Annotated in this window: 22 protein-coding genes; all 22 read right to left on the reverse strand. The window is 36.2% G+C overall.

The genetic code is table 11. The features are described from left to right. Window positions 1-3: 3 nt before the first annotated feature. Window positions 4-780 carry a flagellar biosynthetic protein FliR gene (gene fliR, locus CC99x_RS06685; protein ID WP_057622430.1) on the reverse strand — a complete coding sequence of 259 codons (777 nt, stop codon included), beginning with the start codon at window positions 778-780 and terminating at the stop codon, window positions 4-6. A 5-nt stretch (window positions 781-785) separates the two neighbouring features. Then, window positions 786-1,055 (reverse strand): flagellar biosynthesis protein FliQ, encoded by a 270-nt coding sequence (fliQ, locus tag CC99x_RS06690; RefSeq protein WP_057622428.1) that lies wholly within the window; start codon window positions 1,053-1,055, stop codon window positions 786-788. Window position 1,056: 1 nt separating this feature from the next. Then, a complete protein-coding gene (fliP, locus tag CC99x_RS06695) occupies window positions 1,057-1,839 on the reverse strand; it encodes a flagellar type III secretion system pore protein FliP (protein ID WP_235528014.1) in 783 nt (260 codons plus the stop codon). Beyond that, window positions 1,805-2,125: a flagellar biosynthetic protein FliO gene (locus CC99x_RS06700; protein WP_057622425.1), complete on the reverse strand. Its 321-nt coding sequence runs from the start codon at window positions 2,123-2,125 to the stop codon at window positions 1,805-1,807. The genes fliP and CC99x_RS06700 overlap by 35 nt, the downstream gene beginning before the upstream one ends. A gap of 175 nt (window positions 2,126-2,300) precedes the next feature. Next, window positions 2,301-2,675, reverse strand: a complete 375-nt coding sequence (fliN, locus tag CC99x_RS06705; RefSeq protein WP_057622423.1) for a flagellar motor switch protein FliN — start codon at window positions 2,673-2,675, stop codon at window positions 2,301-2,303. An 8-nt stretch (window positions 2,676-2,683) separates the two neighbouring features. Continuing rightward, window positions 2,684-3,643, reverse strand: a complete 960-nt coding sequence (fliM, locus tag CC99x_RS06710; protein ID WP_057622422.1) for a flagellar motor switch protein FliM — start codon at window positions 3,641-3,643, stop codon at window positions 2,684-2,686. A gap of 241 nt (window positions 3,644-3,884) precedes the next feature. Then, entirely contained in the window at window positions 3,885-5,231 is a 1,347-nt protein-coding gene (locus CC99x_RS06715) for a flagellar hook-length control protein FliK (RefSeq protein WP_057622420.1), read from the reverse strand. A gap of 126 nt (window positions 5,232-5,357) precedes the next feature. Continuing rightward, window positions 5,358-5,663 (reverse strand): STAS domain-containing protein, encoded by a 306-nt coding sequence (locus CC99x_RS06720; protein ID WP_057622418.1) that lies wholly within the window; start codon window positions 5,661-5,663, stop codon window positions 5,358-5,360. A gap of 11 nt (window positions 5,664-5,674) precedes the next feature. Beyond that, window positions 5,675-6,115: a flagellar FliJ family protein gene (locus CC99x_RS06725; RefSeq protein ID WP_057622417.1), complete on the reverse strand. Its 441-nt coding sequence runs from the start codon at window positions 6,113-6,115 to the stop codon at window positions 5,675-5,677. Window positions 6,116-6,126: 11 nt separating this feature from the next. Continuing rightward, window positions 6,127-7,449, reverse strand: a complete 1,323-nt coding sequence (locus CC99x_RS06730) for a FliI/YscN family ATPase (protein ID WP_057622415.1) — start codon at window positions 7,447-7,449, stop codon at window positions 6,127-6,129. Next, on the reverse strand, window positions 7,442-8,047 hold the full coding sequence (locus tag CC99x_RS06735; RefSeq protein WP_057622413.1) for a FliH/SctL family protein: 606 nt from the start codon (window positions 8,045-8,047) through the stop codon (window positions 7,442-7,444). Before CC99x_RS06735 ends, CC99x_RS06730 begins: the two co-directional genes overlap by 8 nt. Continuing rightward, complete coding sequence (gene fliG, locus CC99x_RS06740) at window positions 8,047-9,051, reverse strand: flagellar motor switch protein FliG (RefSeq protein ID WP_057622411.1); 1,005 nt, start codon at window positions 9,049-9,051, stop codon at window positions 8,047-8,049. The genes CC99x_RS06735 and fliG overlap by 1 nt, the downstream gene beginning before the upstream one ends. Beyond that, entirely contained in the window at window positions 9,044-10,651 is a 1,608-nt protein-coding gene (gene fliF, locus CC99x_RS06745) for a flagellar basal-body MS-ring/collar protein FliF (RefSeq protein ID WP_057622410.1), read from the reverse strand. Before fliF ends, fliG begins: the two co-directional genes overlap by 8 nt. 13 nt (window positions 10,652-10,664) lie before the next feature. Beyond that, window positions 10,665-10,985 carry a flagellar hook-basal body complex protein FliE gene (gene fliE / locus CC99x_RS06750; RefSeq protein WP_057622408.1) on the reverse strand — a complete coding sequence of 107 codons (321 nt, stop codon included), beginning with the start codon at window positions 10,983-10,985 and terminating at the stop codon, window positions 10,665-10,667. Next, the gene (locus tag CC99x_RS06755) at window positions 10,972-12,309 is read right to left on the reverse strand and encodes a sigma-54-dependent transcriptional regulator (RefSeq protein ID WP_057622405.1); all 1,338 of its coding nucleotides are present in this window, start codon (window positions 12,307-12,309) and stop codon (window positions 10,972-10,974) included. Before CC99x_RS06755 ends, fliE begins: the two co-directional genes overlap by 14 nt. Next, on the reverse strand, window positions 12,306-13,313 hold the full coding sequence (locus CC99x_RS06760; protein WP_158003174.1) for a sensor histidine kinase: 1,008 nt from the start codon (window positions 13,311-13,313) through the stop codon (window positions 12,306-12,308). Before CC99x_RS06760 ends, CC99x_RS06755 begins: the two co-directional genes overlap by 4 nt. Before the next feature lie 492 nt (window positions 13,314-13,805). After that, window positions 13,806-14,849: a sigma-54 interaction domain-containing protein gene (locus CC99x_RS06765; protein ID WP_057622399.1), complete on the reverse strand. Its 1,044-nt coding sequence runs from the start codon at window positions 14,847-14,849 to the stop codon at window positions 13,806-13,808. 343 nt (window positions 14,850-15,192) lie between these two features. Continuing rightward, window positions 15,193-15,489: a hypothetical protein gene (locus CC99x_RS06770; RefSeq protein WP_057622398.1), complete on the reverse strand. Its 297-nt coding sequence runs from the start codon at window positions 15,487-15,489 to the stop codon at window positions 15,193-15,195. A gap of 92 nt (window positions 15,490-15,581) precedes the next feature. After that, entirely contained in the window at window positions 15,582-15,965 is a 384-nt protein-coding gene (gene fliS / locus CC99x_RS06775) for a flagellar export chaperone FliS (protein WP_077065306.1), read from the reverse strand. Between the two features lie 16 nt (window positions 15,966-15,981). Beyond that, on the reverse strand, window positions 15,982-17,382 hold the full coding sequence (gene fliD / locus CC99x_RS06780; protein WP_057622396.1) for a flagellar filament capping protein FliD: 1,401 nt from the start codon (window positions 17,380-17,382) through the stop codon (window positions 15,982-15,984). Between the two features lie 30 nt (window positions 17,383-17,412). Further along, the gene (locus CC99x_RS06785; RefSeq protein ID WP_057622394.1) at window positions 17,413-17,742 is read right to left on the reverse strand and encodes a hypothetical protein; all 330 of its coding nucleotides are present in this window, start codon (window positions 17,740-17,742) and stop codon (window positions 17,413-17,415) included. 54 nt (window positions 17,743-17,796) lie between these two features. Next, the gene (locus CC99x_RS12920) at window positions 17,797-20,058 is read right to left on the reverse strand and encodes a flagellin N-terminal helical domain-containing protein (protein WP_057622392.1); all 2,262 of its coding nucleotides are present in this window, start codon (window positions 20,056-20,058) and stop codon (window positions 17,797-17,799) included. Between the last annotated feature and the right edge of the window lie 89 nt (window positions 20,059-20,147).

The raw sequence follows: 20,147 nt of genomic DNA on the forward strand, positions 1-20,147 counted from the left end.
TGCTTAGATCATCCACTGGTTAATTTTCTCAATGAGCTGATTAAACATCTCTGTAAACTGTGGTAGCAATGTTACAGAGGTGAACCACAAGATAACCATACCAAGAATCATGGTTACAGGAAAACCAAGAGAAAAGATATTAAGTTGTGGCGTAGCTTTTGTCATTATACCGATAGCCATATTCACGATGAGTAATGCTGTTACGGTGGGTAATGCAATTTTTAGGCCACCTAAAAATATCCAACTACCCAAGGTAATCAATTCATTAAAGTTAATAAATTTGGTACTTGCCAAAGAAACAGGTATTTTATCAAAGCTCTCTACAATCGTTTGTATTAGAAATAAATGTCCATTCATAGACAAGAAGAGTAATGTTACAATCATTAAATAAAATTGACTTAAGGCAGGAACAGAAACACCATTTTGAGGATCAACCATCGAAGCAAATCCCAAACCCATTTGCATGGCACATATTCCAGCCGCCATCACAAAGGCCTGAAAAATAACATGAACGGATAAACCTATCATAATTCCTATGAGGATTTGCTTTAAAAGCAGATAAATCAACTGAAAGAAAGTCAATGCATTTTGGGTAATTGGGGCATTATCATATAACAAAGGGAATACAATCAGGCTAATGGCAAGACTGAGAAACAATTTAAGACGTTTAGGAACAAACTGAGCACCAAACATTGGCATCACCATGAGCATCGCCGAAATACGTGCAAAGGGTAATCCAAAATAAAAGATAAGATTATCTAATTCATAAGGTGCAAACACAGCGGTTACCCTATCAACTGCGGAATAACGTCAAACACTGAATGCGTAAAATCTGTAATAATAGAAGATAACCAAGGTGCAGCAAGAATAAGCGTCAAAAAAGTAACCAATAATCTGGGAATAAAGCTCAGTGATTGCTCATTAATTTGAGTTGCAGCTTGAAAAACACTGACAATAAGACCTGTAATTAAGCTGGGAACTACAATAATACTGACAAGTAAAATGATAACCAACAATGCCTGTCTAAATAAATCAATGACAGATTCTGGGCCCATCTCATCCCCCTGTTATAAAGCTTGTAGCAAGCGTTCCCAATAGTAAATTCCAGCCATCTACGAGTACAAATAACATTAATTTAAATGGCAATGACACAATCAGAGGCGACATCATCATCATACCCATAGACATTAATACGCTGGCCACTACCAAATCGATAATCAAAAAAGGAATAAAAATGATAAAACCAATTTGAAAAGCCGTTTTAAGTTCAGATGTAATAAAGGCAGGCAGTAAAATTGATAAAGGTATTTTATCTGCCTCTTCCTCTAAAGGCGCATTTGTTCTGGATAGCTCATAAAAAAGATGCAAATCATTTTCCCTAGTTTGTTCAAGCATAAATTTTTTAATAGGCAGTACAGCTTGTGTCAATGCTGTTTTCTGATCTATTTTATCGTTCATATAGGGTTGCAAAACATTGTTATTAATTTCTGATATAATAGGTGTCATAATAAAAAAAGAAAGAAACAATGAAAGACCAATAATAATTTGGTTACTCGGCGTCTGTGGCATACCCAAAGCCTGCCGTAAAATAGCTAATACAATGACAATTCTTGTAAAAGAAGTCATCATCAACACCATTGCCGGCAACATCGTCAGCAGGGTCATGATTGCTAAAATTTGAATATTTACCGAATAAGTCTGCGCACCGTTGTTATCAGGCAAAACTTTTAATAGCTCAAGATCAAACTGTCCCGCTAAAGCAATAGATGGCAGCAATAATATTCCTAATGCAAATACTACACGCTTAGTTGTTGCTTTCATGGTTCTCATGACTCTCATGTTCATTCACCTTTGCAATAAATTGGCTATTAAAATCGTCATTGAACACATGAAGCGTGTTAATTGTATTGTCAGAAACACCCAGCAGAAGCTTTTGACCTAAAACCTTTACTAAAACTACTTTTGTTTTTTTACTCACATTTGCGCCACCCATTATTTCTAGATCTTTAAATTGATAGTTTTTTAAAAGCTGTGTCTTTTTCGCAACAAAACCAAATACCACTATCATGGTAACGATCAATGCAAGTGCGAGTGTGATGCTTGACATAAGGCTAGTTGTAATCATTCTTCCCTCATGACCACTTAAAGATTTATTAACTTATAGTCACAGCACATGTTTTTTCGAGTAGGCGTCAAGCCTCGAGCAACCTTCGTTCCCATAAAAGTACATGAGGATTGCGAGAGGGCGAAGACAACACCCTGACATTGTGCCCCTTGCGGGTAAAACTCATGTGCGAAAACTATAATTTGCGAATTCGCTCTTCTGCATTAATCACATCCATTAAACGCAGACCAAATTTATCATTCACAACAACAACCTCAGCATGTGCTATCAAAGTACCATTAACCAAAACATCTAATGGCTCTCCTGCCAAGCGATCTAATTCAATAACGGAGCCTTGATTTAAATTTAATAGCTTTCTAATGCTGATCGAAGTTTTACCAACCTCTAATGACAAACTGACAGGGATATCCATGATCACATCAAGATCAGGATTATCATTTTTAGAGTCTTTATTTTCATTGGTTAAATCTTCAAATCGTGCGCCAGAAGGCATTTTTTGACTTGAAGAATCTGTTGCAGCATCCAAAGCATCTATATTTTCGTCTGTCATTGCATCCCTTATTTTCTATCAAATTTCCCAACGATTTTAACGGCGTAATTACCTTCATGTGTGCCAAATTTCACATCGTAAACAGGTATTCCATTTATTTTTAAAAGACTTATATCTGAAATTTCAATAGGAATGATATCGTCTGACTTAAAATTAACCACATCTTTTATTTTGATTTTTTTCTTAGCTAAAATACAACCGATATCGACGGAAGCTTCCAATATTTCATATTGCAGTGCTGCCATCCAGGCATCATTATTTTGCATTTTTTCTGTACTTTCGCTATTATTTTCTAGCTTTGACTTAATAGGGTCGAGCATTGAAACAGGCAAGGCAAATATAATATCACCTCCACCGCCTTCCAATTCCACTCTAATTTTTTTGATTAAGAAAAACTCATGCGGCTGGATCCATGTGATCATATTAGGATCAGATTCTTTAGAAGAAGGCTCGTATTTAACAGTATGTACTTCTTCCCAGGCAGTATTCAGATCTTGCAAAATTATTTTTAAAACTCTATCAATGATTCTATATTCTGTCAGCGTAAAATTGCGTCTCTCAATATTACCGTGGATTTTTCCATCGCCACCAAAATAATTTTCAACCAAGGTATATACCAAACAAGCATCAAAACAAATGATTGCATTTCCTTTGAGTGGATTAAGCTTTAATATATTAATATTGGTAGGAACACTCAATGCACTCAAAAAATCTTTGCCATTTACAAGGGTCATCGGCTTTGCATTTAGTTCAATTGTCTTTTTCATAATGCTTAAAAGACTAACTTTGGCTTTTCTCATAAAGCGCTCGTAGATCTTTTCAATCTTATAAAATCGGTGCTGTAATAATCCTGGCTGAATTGAAAAGTCGTATTCTCTAGGAAAAGCTGGATCTTGATCCACTATGGAGTCACTATCCTCTTTGCTAAGCAATTCATCAATTTCTTCTTGCTTTAAGACGTCATTCATAATAGATGTTCTTCTCTTGGCTTATTATTTTTACAGCAACAATATAAATTTATTTTTCTTTACAGAGAAAAAGCAAAGATCGTACCAAGATTTAAAGCAGTAATTTCAAGAGGTTATACTTTAGATGTCAAAAAATCGACAGAAATTGTAAATCTAAGAAGACAATAGCAGTTCTATTGACAAGATATTTTATGACCAAACATTTATTTTGCTATTTTTTTGTATCACTATCTAGAATTAATTATGCATACAAATCAACCAAGCCTTTTATATTCCTAACCAGAGAAATGCTTTCACCGCCAGCACTTTCATTTGTATGCGCAAAACCACCATTACCACTAGCGCTTTGCTCATTATTATTTTGCTCATTTTGATGAAATACCCCCACATCTCCAAGATTAAGCCCTTCCTGACCAAATATTTCTCTTAAATCATTTATCTGCGCTTCGATAGCGTCTTTAGCAGCAATTGATTGTGCATTAAACACAATGTGCGTTGCGCCCTCACGCTGAGATATCTTAATTTCTAGCGCACCTAATTCTGGTGGATCAATGATTAATTTTGCTGAGTTTTCATTTTTATTAATCATGAGAAATATTTTATCAAATAAAGGGTTTTCTGGCTTAGCTTCTGGTTTATAGGTTAATTTGCTGGCATGTACATTTGTAATTAATTTTGTATCAGAAACTTGAGTATTTGACATAATATCTGTGGCTGACATTTTGTCTTTAGTCATTGTAGGTTCTGGCTTTATAACACTGTCAATGACCGCAACGGTTGCTTTTGGCATTGCAAACTCATCGATAGGATCTGCTGAAGCAAGTTCTTTAACAAGTTTTTTATGAATAGCAGCTTCAGCCTCAATATCTGCTTTATCAAGATCAAGTTTTGCATTCATTGCTTTGCTGTCTTCTTGTATTTCATCAATGTTTGCTAATACAACATCATCTTGAACAACCAAAGTCGGAAAATCAGATGTATTCTTAAATCCATCACTATTATTCATGATAATATTTGTAATATGCTCATTCATTGTATCTGGGCTTTCTTGTGACAAAAGCTTATTCACAGATGTTTTGATAAGTTCGATATCTGTAGATACCAGAGGAAGACTTGCATTCACAGATACTGAAGATTCATCTTCTGCCACAACGGGCATTACCTCGTGGTTAACTTCAGGATTAATAAGTACATTAATCTCACCATCTTCATCTAAGTCATCGCTCTTAGCACTTGTATCTTTGCTCGTCGTTTTTTGTGCCATCGGCTGGTTATTTATCTTTGTCGAAACTGCTTTCTCATCTGTCTCAGTCGTTTCTGTTTTCGCTTCTTGGTTATTAGGTAGCTTTTCTGCAGCCTTGTTGCCACTTACTGCCGTATCTTTAGGCAAATTATTTCCTCTTGGCTTTGTCTTCTGTTCAGAGGATTGATTGGCTTGTTCCTGTATATTTTTATAAATATTATCTCGTCTGACAGCAACGCCAGTATTATCTCTGTCCAATGCATTGATATTGTTTGTTTTTTTTGGCGCTGTCAAAGTACTTGTCAGCGTGTTGTTGTTTTGCAGACCTAATAAATTCTTTTCCATATTCTCAATCACCAAATGACTATATTACTCACTATACAAAGACCATGCCAAAATACATTTATGATAGAAAAGCGTCCTATCTAGCAATGTCAATATATTGTCACTATCGCCAATGATATTTATATGTTACTCAATCGTAAACAGTTCATTTAATTTAGTAATCATTAAAATCTTTAAAATATCTGGTGGACAATTGCTAATTTTAATACTGGCTGTATCGCCACCGGCATGATCTCGCAAAGCCAATAACATACCCAAAGCAGAACTATCAATATAATTAGAGGCTTTGAGATCCACTACATAATCGTCTGGTTTTTCTTCCATTTGTTCATATGCATTTCTAAAGAGGTGCAATTGACTGAAATCAAAGCGTCCTTCAACCAGTATGCGCAATCGACGACCATTATTTTCAGTATGTGCTGATATAGGCATATGACATTTCCTTATGACGTATGATTATGTAATGTATAATTTCTAAAAAGCTCTTCTATATTTTTAGATTCCATTTTTAATTGTTCGTATTGAATTTCTTTATTTGCACTATCTATCAATTTATCGATCTGAGATATCTTATAATGTAACATTTCAATCAGTTTATTATGATATTGCAACTCTTGTTCAAGTTTAGAAATATTATTACCTAAATCAATAATACTGGTGCGTAAGTAAATGCTAAAATTTTGCTTTAATTTTAAATCATGCATCGTCTGTGCTTGGCTATCACTATCTTGTATGGTATATTCAGACAGATAGGACTCTAACAATGCAATTTTTTCACGTTCTGCCCTGATTTTTGCTGAAGTATTTTGTGCGCGAATGATAATAAAGCCAAGATTCCTATCCCAAATTGCTTTTAATTTTTTATACTTATCAATGACACTCATTTTATAGCTCTTTAACTGTTAATAATTGTTTTTAAATTCTGCACATCATTTTCAAAGGTTGATTTTTCACTAACCATCTGTTGCAAAAACTTTGTGATTTCTGGCATCTTTTTGATGATTTTATCAAACTCAGGGTCACTACCAGCTTGATATGCGCCCAAAGAAATAAAATCTTTTTGTTTCATATACTGGCTATAATAGCGTTTGAACAAACGTGCTGCTTGCAAATGTTCTGGAGAAATGATGCTATTCATAACACGACTGATAGATTGCTCAATATCAATGGCTGGGAAATGCCCCACTTCCACAAGACGTCGAGACAACACGATATGTCCGTCTAAAATACTTCTAGCACAATCGACAATGGGATCTTGAATATCATCAGATTCAGCTAATACAGTATATATGGCTGTGATAGAACTCCCCTTTTGTGTTCCATTCCCCACACGCTCAATCAACTTAGGTAACTTCGTAAAAACAGAAGGTGGATAACCTTTAGTGGTAGGTGGCTCTCCCAATGCTAATCCAAGCTCTCGAATGGCTTGCGCATATCTTGAAACAGAGTCCATTAAAAATAACACGCGCTTATTGCTATCTCTGAAATATTCTGCAATGGATGTGGCATATTCGGCAGCTTGTATTCGGTTCAAAGGCGAGCTATCCGCAGAAGAAACAACCATGACTGTTTTACTCAAGGCTGAACCAAGATTATCCTCAATAAACTCTTTTACTTCACGACTACGCTCACCAATCAATGCAATGACAATGATATCTACTTTTGAATACTTCGCAATCATCCCCATTAAAACGCTTTTGCCAACACCACTACCTGCCATTAGCCCGATACGTTGCCCTTCTCCCACAGTAAGTAAGCCATTGATTGCTTTTACCCCTAAATCTAAGGGCACAGAAATTCTACTTTTTTCTAATGGATTTATCTTTGCCGTAGAAAAAGGCATATTCACAACATCTTTCAATTTACCTAAAGCATCTAATGGTCTTCCATAAGAATCTATCACTCTACCCAATAAACCAAAGCCCATAGGGCTTTGTCTAAATTCATTCAACTGCTTTATTTCAAAATTAGGAGAAAGTCCTGTTAACTCTTCATAAGCCATCAAATAAGTAATATCGCCTTTAAACCCGACGACTTCTAATAGCGCTTTTTCTGATTGCGTAATTTCAATTTCACATAAAGTACCAATTTTAGCGCTCAAACCTGTTGCTTCAATGAGATAATTTGATGCTTTAAAAATTTTACCATACTGTAAAAAACGAGATTCTTGAACATCGGTCTTAAGATATTTTTCAATATCCATGATTTGATTAGTCATTGCTGGTTCCCGTTTTAACTAAATTTGGCTCAAAAAATCTAGCAATTGTTTTCTGAACATCAAACTCAATCACTTGAGAGCTTGAATCTAGTTTAAACTGAAAATCATTAAAGCTATTGTTTTCAACAAATTTTATATCATAACCAGAAAAATCCATTTGAGACATCATATCAATTGTCATTTTATTTGCAACAATAACAATTTTTTTAATATTATCTTGATAAAAAGATAAGGCATCTTGAATAATAGCTTTCAGTGCTGTTTCATGATTTGCCAACTCAACAGCAATCACTTTTTTACATATCTCATTAATGATATAAAGCGATTTTTGCTCAAACATTTCTTCCTGCGCTCTAAAGTGATTACTCATATCATTCATAAGCTGCAACAATGCAGCCTTTTGTGGTAAAACTTCTTGCAACCCCTGTTTTTTACCATCCAAATAGCCTTGTTCTTTTTCTTTTTTTACAATTTCCTCAAGTGCTTTTTTTTGTGGCGTAGACAGGCTTATTTTGCTGTAATTTTGAGATACGTTATTCGCGCCTGAAAAAGTATGCTCTGGAAGTGACCAATTTTTTATATTTTTTCCTTTATCCATTATACAAATTCCTCACCTTTTCCACCGAGTGAAATTTCACCAGCATCGCCCAATTTCTTAGCAATTGCCAATATCTCTTTTTGAGCTTTTTCTACCTCGCTCAATTTTACGGGGCCTTTTGCATCCAGATCATCTAACAATAAGGTTGCTGCACGTTTAGACATGTTTTTTATTACTTTGTCTTTAATAGACGCATCAGCACCTTTTAAAGCAACAACCAATGAATCAGTGCTCACTTCTCTTAATAAAGTCTGTATGCCTTTATCATCAATATTTTTAATATTATCAAACACAAACATTAACTCTTGGATTTCAATTGCCAGATCGTTATCTTTGTCTTTCATTGCATCAAAAATTTCACTTTCTACATTTGTATCAACATAATTCATGATATCAGCTGCTTTTTTAATGCCACCCAATATTTTGGGCTTAATGGTGCGACGATTAGCATATTGATCAATAATAATTTCATTAAGATCAGATATTGCCTCTGTATCAATACTTTCTTGATTGGAAATACGCATAATCAAATCCAGCTGTGACTGTTCATCAAAACACATTAATACTTCTGCCGCTTGATCGGGATCTAAATAACTTAAAACAATAGCTTGTATTTGTGGGTGCTCATATTGTACAAAATCAAAAATAGATTTTGGATCCATCCATTTTAAACTTTCTAAGCCCTTGTTATTGGCCTGCATCAGCGCATCATCCAGTATAGAATCGGCTTTATCTTCACCAATTGTATTGGCCAAAACTTCTCTCACATGGATGGCATTATCAATACCTAGATGTGTTTGACTTTCCGCTTTCTCAATAAAATCAGACACAATTTTCTGCATGCTTTCTTTATCAACATCCTGCAAATTGGTCATGACTTGTCCTAAACTTTGTATTTGCTTAGGCGATAAATATTTCATCACTTTTGAAGCTTCTGCAGGGCTTAACATCATTAATAAGATAGCCGCACGCTCAATTGTTGGGCGCTCTTTTGTCTCAGCCATTTTCTACCTCAACCCATTTTTTAATCACTTGTGCTGCTCTTTTAGGATCTTCATTCACAATATCTTTTACCTTTATTAATGAAGGAGATGCGCCTTGAACACCTTTGGCTGCCTCATTAAAACTTTGTTCTGAAGCAATTCTTTTCAACATTTCTTTCTTTTGCGCAGAAACTTTAGTGAGGTTTTTGAACATAGGGCGCAATACCACAAAGACAAGCATTAGTAAAACAATACCACCAATAATATTTTTAAGCATTGGCATAAACCATGTTTTTTCAAGCAAGCTCGGCGGCGCAAGCTCTTCAATAGGTGCATTTTCTGCAAAGGTTGATTTAATGATAGTTACGGTATCTTTTCGCTCCTCACTAAAACCTATTGCATCTTTAACGAGTTTTTCAACATTTTTCATTTCTTCTTCGGAAAGTGGTGTTTTAACCATTTTCCCTTTTGCGTCATAGCTTACTTTGTCACCAATAACAACAGCAACTGACAATCTCTCTACACGGCCAGGTGCAGATGAACGATGGGTAATCTTTCTATCAATCTCATAATTTTTTGTGGCTTGTCGCTTTTGATTCTTACTTTCTTTTTTTGTATTAGATTGATTTGCTTCTGGGTTATTGTCATTTTCTATTCTTTCAGGTGCGCTACCTGGAACGGGCGGCTCATTAGAAAGCGCCCCTGGAACCCCACCCACAAAATCCCCGCCCTCTTTTGAGATTTCTAAGGTCCTCTCGCTTCTCACAACTGCTGCTTTAGGATTAAAATTTTCTGAAGTTTCTTCTTGAGAAGTGAAATCAACAACAGCAGTAACTTTCGCTTTAATTTGCCCAATCCCTACCATTGGCTCAATTAAATCTTCAATTCTTGAAGAGTACATTTCTTCTATTTTCTTAGCAAAATCTAAATTTTTAGAGGCATTTGCAATTTTATCATTACCCGTCGTGGATAAGAGATTGCCATTCTGATCGATAACTGTCACATCCTTCGTTGACAATCCTTGTATACTTGAAGCAACAAGATGTGTAATAGCTGCAATTTGCTCAGATCCTAAATTATATCCGCCATACAGATTTACAAAAACAGAGGCACTTGGATTTTTCTTGTTTCTGATAAATTCACTTTGCTTAGGAATGGCTAAATGAACGCGTGCTGATTTAATATTTTGAATAGAAGAGATAGTTCGCTCTAACTCTCCTTGCAATCCTCTGATATAGCGTGTGGTTTCAATAAATTGACTTGTGCCAAGACCTGCATCTTTGTCTAAAATTTCAAGCCCTGCCCCCATATTTCCTGTTACACCATTTTGGGCTAATTTAATCCTTGCCTCAAATATTTTAGAAGCTTCCACCATCACTAAACCTGTCTGTGAATCAAGCTTATGAGGAATCGCACTTTTTTGTAGTGCATCCATTACCTCACCTGCACTTAAGCTATCCAATTGATTATAGACAGGTACAAAATTTGGTGTTTGTGACCAAAACACGACATACACACCCACAGCAATACTGAGCGAAATACCTACCAGTAATAAAACTTGTTTTACCAGTGATAACTCATAAAAACCTTGCGCTGCTTCTGATACTTGAGCTTCAGTCACAAATAACTCCTAATTAAATAGGCATGTTCATTATATCTTGATAAGCATTGACTAATTGATTACGTACTTGTGTCATTGCTTGAAAGGATAGATTGGCTTTTTGAAGCGCTACCATTACCTCTGTAATATTAACATTTGGATCATGCATCTCAAATCGAGAAACCAAATCACTTGCATTTGCAGATAAGTTGTTGACACCATTCACAGCTTCTGTAAACATTGAATGAAAAGAATTTTCCTTGACAGTCTCTGGCGCAATACTTGGACTACGTTGAGCCATATCTGCCAAAGTTCTCATTCTCGCTAATAAATCACCAGCATCAATTTGATTCATTTTTAGACTCCCTCCCTGGAATACTAAAGCCAAGCTCTTTCATCTTTGCAAGCTTATAACGTAAGGTACGAGGACTAATACCTAATAATTTTGCTGTTTCTGTACGATTACCATTTAAAGCTTTGAGATTTTCTAAAATGGCCTCATGCTCTGTAGATTCAAGTGTTTCAGATAATTCAACGGATTTAGCACAACCATCTTTCTCTATGTCTATTTCTTCTAGAAAGATATGCTCCGGCAGAATAATATCAGACTGTGATACAATGCAAGCTCTTTGAATCACATTTTCTAATTCACGCACATTACCTGGCCAACGATAGCCGAGTAGTTTATTTAATGCTCTTTCGCTCAATGTGCATATTTGTGATTGACTATATTTTTCAACAAAATAAGAAGCAAAATGAATAATATCATTTTTTCTATTACGCAAGGGTGGCAAGCTGATAGGAAATACATTTAATCTAAAATACAGATCGCCTCTAAACTCATTTTTTGCAACTGCCAATTTCAAATCTTTATTTGTCGTTGCAATAATACGAACATCAAGCGCAATTGCTTTTTTACTCCCCAAGCGCTCAACTTCTTTCTCTTGCAAAACTCTCAAAATTTTGGCTTGTAGTCCAAGCGGCATTTCGCTTACTTCATCTAATAATAAAGTACCACCATTGGCTTGCTCAAATTTTCCTTCGCTGGCTTGATGCGCCCCTGTAAATGCACCTTTTTCATAACCAAATAATAATGCTTCTAGCATATTGTCAGGGATAGCTGCACAATTTATAGCTAAAAAAGGCTTTGTATTTCTAGAGGAATTATCATAAATGTATCTGGCAATAACTTCTTTGCCCGTTCCACTTTCTCCGCTTAAAAGAACGGTTGCATTTGTTTGCGCAACTTGTTTGGCAAGTTGATAAACATCATCCATTTTTTGATCAGAACGTTTTTCTTTATATATCTCAGTCGTATCTTCTAAAATTTTAGTACTCATTTTTTCAATGAGATCATTCAGCTCAAATGGCTTAGTGATATAATCGCTGGCACCATTTTGCAAGGCATAGACTGCATCTTTAACAGTGGCATGTGCTGTCATAAAAATAATGGGTGTTTGCACATTTTTTTCTTTGAGCACAGATAAAAAATCCAAACCATTTTCATCTGGTAATTGAACATCTGATAAAATGATATTAAAATGATTGCTTTGAATTTTTTCGAGTGCCGTAGCGCTATTACAAGCTGTTTCAACTGAGTATTTTTCATAAGTCAATCCAGATGAAATTGCCTCTAGCAAATCAGCATCATCTTCAATGATTAGTACTTTATTATTCATTTTATATTAGCCGTTTTAGGTAAATTAATAGAAAAAATGGTACAATCTGTATTACTAGAGAAAATCAGCGTTCCTTGATGTGCTTCAAATATTGCTTTTGCAACAGGAATGCCTAAACCAGAACCACCTTTTTTGGTTGTAAAATGTGTTTTTTCAATCTGTTTAATATTATCTGAGCGAATACCATCCCCATAATCAACTACTTTTATCACCAAAGCATTACTCTCTTGAATGAGACTTATATCAATTTGCCCTTTGGCATGACTTGCTTCTATTGCATTATCAATAATATTTTGTATTCCACTTAAAAGAGAAAGTTTATTGCCTAAAATATCAAAATTATTGTCTAATGATTCTGCATAATAAGAAAAATTTATTGTTTTAAAAGTATCTTTGTAAGTCTCAATCAAATCTAAAAGTAATGTTTGTAAATTTATTTTTTCTACTTTGATATCATTGCTTTTAAATATTGCTAATTCAGTTTCAATTAATGACTTAATGGTATTCAGTTGCACGCCTACTTTTTCCATCAAAGAAAAAATATCTTTATTATCTTTTAATTGTTTTTTTAAAGACGATAGATATACAAAGGCCGTGGTTAAAGGTGTTTTAAGTTGATGAGCTAATATTGATGAAATATGATTAATTGAGCGCAAGCTATTTAGGGTGTGTACCTGATCAGATTCTCTTTTAATGTCTGTCACATCAGACAAAACCAAGGCTTGAAGATTTAAATTCGTAATAGATTGGGTTGCAACCGATATCTTTTTATTATTTTTGAGTGTGATTAAGTGCCCGCCCTCAGAGATGCTTGATAAACATTCTTGAATCACCGTCATCCAGCTTCGATTGATAAGCTCAATGCCCAATAAATTTTGTGCCATAGGATTGCAATAATAAATAATACCATCAGCTCGCAACAGAATAATCGCCAAGGGTATTTCACTTAAAATTGAAATGTCTGTTTCGCTGATGGCTAGTCTATTATTTTTTGTATTTAACATGTCTATTTTCGTCATGCAAATGATTACTGATTTAAAAGCAATTTTGATGCCACAATCAAAAATCATTATTTTTCAATGGATTAGACAAATGCTTGCGTATATTTGTCAATCATTTGACGAAATGATTACTTGGAGATAAAAAGTAGTTTTAGGAAATGAACGTGCATGTTTGTTAATGCGTTATTCCTCAGTGGCGCAAAGCGCCGTATACTCCCTTTGGAATCAAAGGGAGTCGCCGTCTGCGGCGGAGGGATTTTAAAACATAGATTTAAAAAAATCCATCTGCTCACTCTCGTTGAGCCTCTTCCCTTAATTCTAAGGGAAGATAATCATTCACTTCGTTCATTTCTTAAGTGACTGGTATTAGGGCGTAGCCTGCTCTCTGTCACAAAATTTGTCATGAAAACTGGATACCGCGGACAAGCCGCGGCACGTAGGCATTAAGGTGGGACTCAAATATCAACAATCTCTAAAGCCATAATGCAAAAGCGATTATGCCGCTTGATCTTTTAGCAAATGATACTTTCTAATTTTTTCAACCAAGGTTGTACGTCTAATTTTTAATAGTTTAGCAGCGTGTGCAACAACCCCATTTGATTTATTTAAAGCATCCATAATATATGCCTTTTCAATATTATTAAGCACCTCTTTTAAATCAATACTGTCATCTGTTTTTACAGAGGCCGGAGACACCAAAATGGTTTGACTCAATTGTTCGATTTTAGATTGTGTGACTTCAGCAACATTACCAAGCTCTTTTTTGATCCCTTGCCCTCTGTATTTTTCGGGTAACTGCCCTGCATCAATGGTTTGATTAGGGTACAGAACAAATAAACGCTCAATCAAATTAGATAATTCTCTAATATTACCCTTCCATTCACAATTTTGTAAATGGCTAATACATTGGCTGGTTAAAGATATTTCTGATTTTAGTTCTTTAGATAATCTGCTAATCAAATGATTAATAATGATAGGCACATCTTCTTTTCTTGAGCGCAAGGAAGGCATTTCAATGGGGAACACATTTAACCTATAAAATAAATCTTCACGAAAAACCCCTTGCTTAATACCATCCTCTAAATTTCTGTGCGTCGCAGCAATAATTCGTACATTTGATTTCAAAGATTGATTGCTACCAATACGCTCAAAAACACGCTCCTGAATCACGCGTAGGATTTTAACCTGCATATTAAGAGGCATATCGCCAATTTCATCCAGAAAAATAGTACCACCATCCGCCAATTCAAATCGACCTTTGCGTGTGCTGATAGCTCCCGTAAAAGCCCCTTTCTCATGACCAAACAACTCACTCTCAAGTAATTCATGAGGGATTGCACCACAATTGACAGGAATAAAGGGTTTGTTTCGTCTGTTTGACATCATATGCAGGCAGCGTGCAGCAATTTCTTTACCTGTCCCAGACTCGCCAGTGATAAAAACATTCACTTCGGTATGTGCTACTTTCTGAATCATTGCTTTAATTTCTAAGATTTGACTGCTGTTACCGCTGAGTTCTTGCACTGTGTAACTTTCCATGTCGTCGCAATCCTATTATTGAATCCGTTGAGCCTATGAATTATAGAGCTATTACTATATTTATATTTAATACTATATAATTACAGAGTAAATATTATTCTTAACTGCGCTTAAGTTAATTAATAGCTAATAATCACTGGGTATGTCAAATTATTGTCGAAAATAGTCGAATATTTTTGACATTTTTTGAAAATCACTGGCATTTGATATACCTAAGGCAGTTTTTTATGCAAATAGGTTATCTGTTCTTGTGCAATCGGCGGTTATGCAAAATACCTCTCTACAGATATTATCCTACAGAAGGTTGGGCGATATTCATCTTATGTAACACCAATATACTCAATTACTTCATCTGTTTTTGATAGTTATTCTTGGCTATTCCTATCGCTCTTATCTGACACAAATCATTTTCAATGCTATGTTTCCTTTGCTCAACATATTGTAAGACATTGACGACAAGGCCTAGCATATACTGTAAATCCTCACCCTTTACGTTCATTTCATTTAATACATATTCTATAGAATCACGATGAAAAGCGACGATCATATCATCTGTCACAGAATCAGGGCCTTTAGCAATCTGAACGTTAATCTGTTCAAGCTTCTCTTTGTATCGTTGATAAAGATCTGTTGAAGACATAGCGACTCCCTTATGGTTTTAGTCACAGTACATTAGGCTTACAAGAAGACGCAGCCCTCCTCTCCCTTTCTGTGAAGCGTCGTGGATGAAGGCTATGCATGAGGGTTAATTGCATCCCAGCTTTCTTTTATCTCAAACAAAAGGCCTCGAATTTCCTCCAGGATAGATTCTTGATTATGCAAGTTAGCCTCAACCAACCGACGCATCATATAATCGTATAATTTTGCAAGATTTTCTGCCATTTCGCCTTGCTGTGTATCCAAGCTTGCATTGAGGCCATCAATTAAGGAAATTGCAAGACTTATATTTCGTCCCTTTTCTTCTATATGATGAGCTGTCATCGCTGTTTTTGCATTATCTAAGGCTAATAATGCATTATTCATAAGTATTGCAATAATTTTATAGGGATCTGTCTCTAATTTTTCAGATTCATTAGAAACGGACTGATAGGCTTTTAATGCATGCGCATGATTCACGGTAAACTCCTAAGGGTTATTTTTTATACGCTAATGGATCGGGTAAACTTGAAAGCTGCTGGCTTAAAAAATCACTGGTTGATTTTAAATTGGCAACAATACTATCCATTGCAATAAATTGAGAAAGCAATCGTTTTTCCAAGTTTTGTAAATGCAGTTCTAAGCGCTCTCTTTTCTCATCAATGCCAGCTATGGTTGAATTCAAGCCAGTTGTTCTTGACTCCAAAATCCCAGAGCTTTTAAGATAATTATCAAAAAGCGCATTTAATTTGATAGCAACACCTGTTTCACTTTTAGCAAAAAGTGTACCCACATTATCAAATTGTGTATCGAGTACACTTGTTAATTTTGAGTTATCAATCATTAATTTTCCAGTGTATCTATCACTGGTAATACCCATTTCTGCGAGTGTACTAACGCCACCTGCTCCTGTAGAAACTGCGCTAGAAATTTCTCGACGAATTTGTATTTCAAGATTTCTCAAAGTAGCATCGCCAACCAAATCACCCGAGGCAGACAAAGAGCCTTCTGTCCCAGACTTTTTAAGATCGTTGATTGTTTCAATCATTTTGTTATAACTATTTACAAAGCTTTGAATTGAATTAATTGCGGAATTTTTATCAAGATTAACCGTTAGTAACTTTGGGTCTGCAATATTTGTTTCTTTTAAGGTTAATGTGACACCATCAATCGCATTCTCAACGGTGTTACTTGAGCTGGTGATTATTGAACCATCAATAATCACGGTTGAATCACTACCTGCTTGAGTGATATCTAAATAATCTGAGCTTAAACGTGACAGCCCAGCATTGTCGGTATTATTACCATCTCCATCAGATACAGCAGAAACAGTAAATATTTTGTTTTCTCCTGTTTCATTCGATGAGAACATAATTTTCGACCCCGTATCAGAAGTGACAATTGTTGCACTGATGCCTGTTGTCGTAGAAGTCTCATTAATACGTTTAACAACCCCTTTGAGTGTCTGATCAGCACTTGTTATCGAAAAAGTATGCTCAACGCTTCCAATTTTAAATTTTAGGGAGCCTGTTCCGAGAATTTCATCAGGATTACTAAAGGCAGCGCTGCTGAGTTTGTGATTTTTCGCTAACTGCGTAACTTCTACAGAATAACTCCCTTTTGCAGCCACAGCGCTGGCTGTCGCTGTGTATTTACTTTCATCAGCAGAAATTGCAATTCTGCCTTGGAATTTTGACGGACTCTTTAGATTTGCTAATGTGCTCTGAAAATCAGACAATACACCTCTTAATGTTCCATAAGCTGTGATTTTAGAAAGTACTTTTGCTTCATCACTATTAAATTTTGCTGCTTTGCTTTTACCTTCCGCAGCCAACATGTCATCAACGAGTTGCCTTATGTCAATGCCAGAACCTAGGCCAGATGTTGTTACCGCCATAGTGTCTTCTTCTCTTTGAGTATTTACACATTAATTATGCAACTTATAGACCAAGTCAATAAAATCCACATTCTCGATTTCACGAATTATTTCATTGTTTACATGATTAAAAATATTTATCTTTGATTTTCCAGAATTTTTATCTATATCTAATTGATAGCATCGGCTGATTTGTATCTCACCATTACTGCTTTTATTTTTAGGCGCTTCTGCAGAAAGATCTAGTTTAATCAAATCAAAGCAGTCATCCCTATTGCTTTTTGTTTGAAGAATCGGCAAAGAATGACCTAACAACGACAGTTTTTTCCGCGATTTCTCTTGCGTATTTTCTGAAAGATTGTGTTTTTTAGCATCTGTCATAGCTATTTTTTTCCAATAAAAAAACGGGGGTTTCCCCCCGTTCTTCTTCAATGATTATCGTAACAAACCTAACACATTCTGAGGCACTTGATTTGCTTGAGACAAAATCGCGATACCCGCTTGTTGTAAGATTTGTGCTTTGGTTAAAGCAGCTGTTTCTTGCGCAAAATCCGCATCTAAAATACGAGATCTTGCTGCTTCCATATTTTCAATACCATTTGCAATATTAGAAATAGTGCTTGAAAATCTGTTTTGTACAGCACCTAACTGCGCACGAACACCACTGATTTGGTCTAATGCACCATCGATAACATCGATTGCAGCATTTGCACCCGCTTGTGTTCCAATATCAATCTGACCAACGTCACTTAAAGTAGATGAATTTGCTGAACCCACTGCACCTGCAAACAATGATGTGCCTGTAGAAGCAGAGCCTGAAATATCAGAGGTTACGTTGAAAGCACTGGCTGAGTTGAAAGATATTTCACCGCCCACAACGGTTGAGTCAAAGTTTGTTCTTGCACCACCATCAAAGAGTGATACAGCTTCACCACCGCTATTATTGGCTGCATTACCTGTAACACGAATGGATTGTTCAACAGCAGCAGACTGTGTGCTACCTGTACCAGAAACAACCGTCACATCAGGTGAAGCATAGTCTACAGCAGCACTGTGCTTAAAGTTTTCAATAGCAATGTCTTTACCTGTACTGTGTGTTAACACAATCTCAGCATTGCTACTACCAATTGCAGCAGTGATACCTGTGGTACCCGCAACATCATTGATTGATTTCACAAGTGCAGTCATATCACCTGTTGTAACGGTTGCAACAACAGCAGCCTCTGTCGCATTATCACCATATAGGTTGAAAGACACAGTACCATCTGCTGATAGATCAGATAATGTCAATGAGGTTGTAGCAGAAGCAGTAACCCCTGTTGTTCCTGCAATCGCATTTACAGCGGCAGCAATACTATCGGCAGCTTGTCCTGCAGAAACATTCACAGTATCAGAACCGTTACTACCAACAATCGTCAACACTTGCGCACCAACGTTATTGCTTAGATTGTTTGCAGTATTGGTTGTGCTATTTACAAAGTCATTAATAGAACCATTACCCACAGCAACCGTAGTTGCGGTTGTATTGCTGATAATAGAATCGGTATCAGAAGATATTGAATAGCCTTGATCCATTAAGATATCGACTCTGCCACCAAAGGTTGTTGCTTGTGTTGCAACTAAGGTTGTAGCAGCAGCACCATCTAAACCAACCATATCAAACACACCTGTACCTGCGGTGCTTGCAAAGCTTAAATCGCGACCATCTAAGGCAAATACATCTAAGCTTGTACCATTGCTAACCGCATAGATACCCGCACCTTGCAAGGTAGCGTTTGCATTAATAGCGGTTGCCATTGAGTCAGCTGTTGTTGTTGCACCACTAGAAATCACTTGGCCTTCTAAGGTAATGTTGGTTGCTGCGTTCATGGTTGCCAAATTACTAACAGTAACTTGGTTGAAAGCACGTGCTTCAACACCTGTTGCAGCACTCAGATTAGCAGCAATTGTACTTGCTTCATCATTTGCTGCCACAGCGACTGTTTGCGTTGTTGACACACCAGCACTATTTACATTGGTGATGGTAAAGTTAGATACACTGTAACCATTGGTTGCAGCGTTCGCTTGCGCAGCACCGACTTCAGCACCTAATGCAGCCCCACCTGCACCACCTGCCACACCCACATATAATTCTTTATGGGTTGCACCTTCTAAGCCTTGCGCATTATTTGTTTTTACTGAGTTCGTACCTAATGCAGTAGAACGTGTATCTCTAATAGATACTGAAATGGTTTGATTTGCTTCAGCACCTACATGGAAAAGTGCATTTTGTAAATCACCATTTAAAATTTTCAATCCGTTGAAAGTTGTGGTGTTTGCAACACGTGACATTTCTTGTTTCAATTGATTTGTTTCACCTTGTAAAGCAGCACGATCGGAAGCAGAGTTCGTGCCATTGGCTGATTGAATAGCCAGCTCTCTCATACGTTGCAAAATGTTCGTTACTTCTTGTAAAGCACCTTCAGACACTTGCGCTAAAGAAATAGCGTCATTCGCATTACGAGATGCCTGTGTCAAGCCTTTGATTTGTGATGTAAAACGGGTACTAATTGCAAGTCCCGCAGCATCATCTTTTGCACTGTTAATGCGTAAACCTGATGACAGTCTTTGTAAAGACGTTGATAATGCCTCACCAGAACGCGACAAATTCTTTTGTGCGTTTAATGATGCTAAATTCGTATTAATAACCTGTGCCATTATGATTGCTCCTAAAAAAAGCATCGCTGCTTTAATAATCTTAGCGGATATACACCCAAAATCGGCTATATTTACCGCTCCCAGCCCAT

This window comes from Candidatus Berkiella cookevillensis, from assembly GCF_001431315.2.
Classification (GTDB): Bacteria; Pseudomonadota; Gammaproteobacteria; order Berkiellales; family Berkiellaceae; genus Berkiella_A; species Berkiella_A cookevillensis.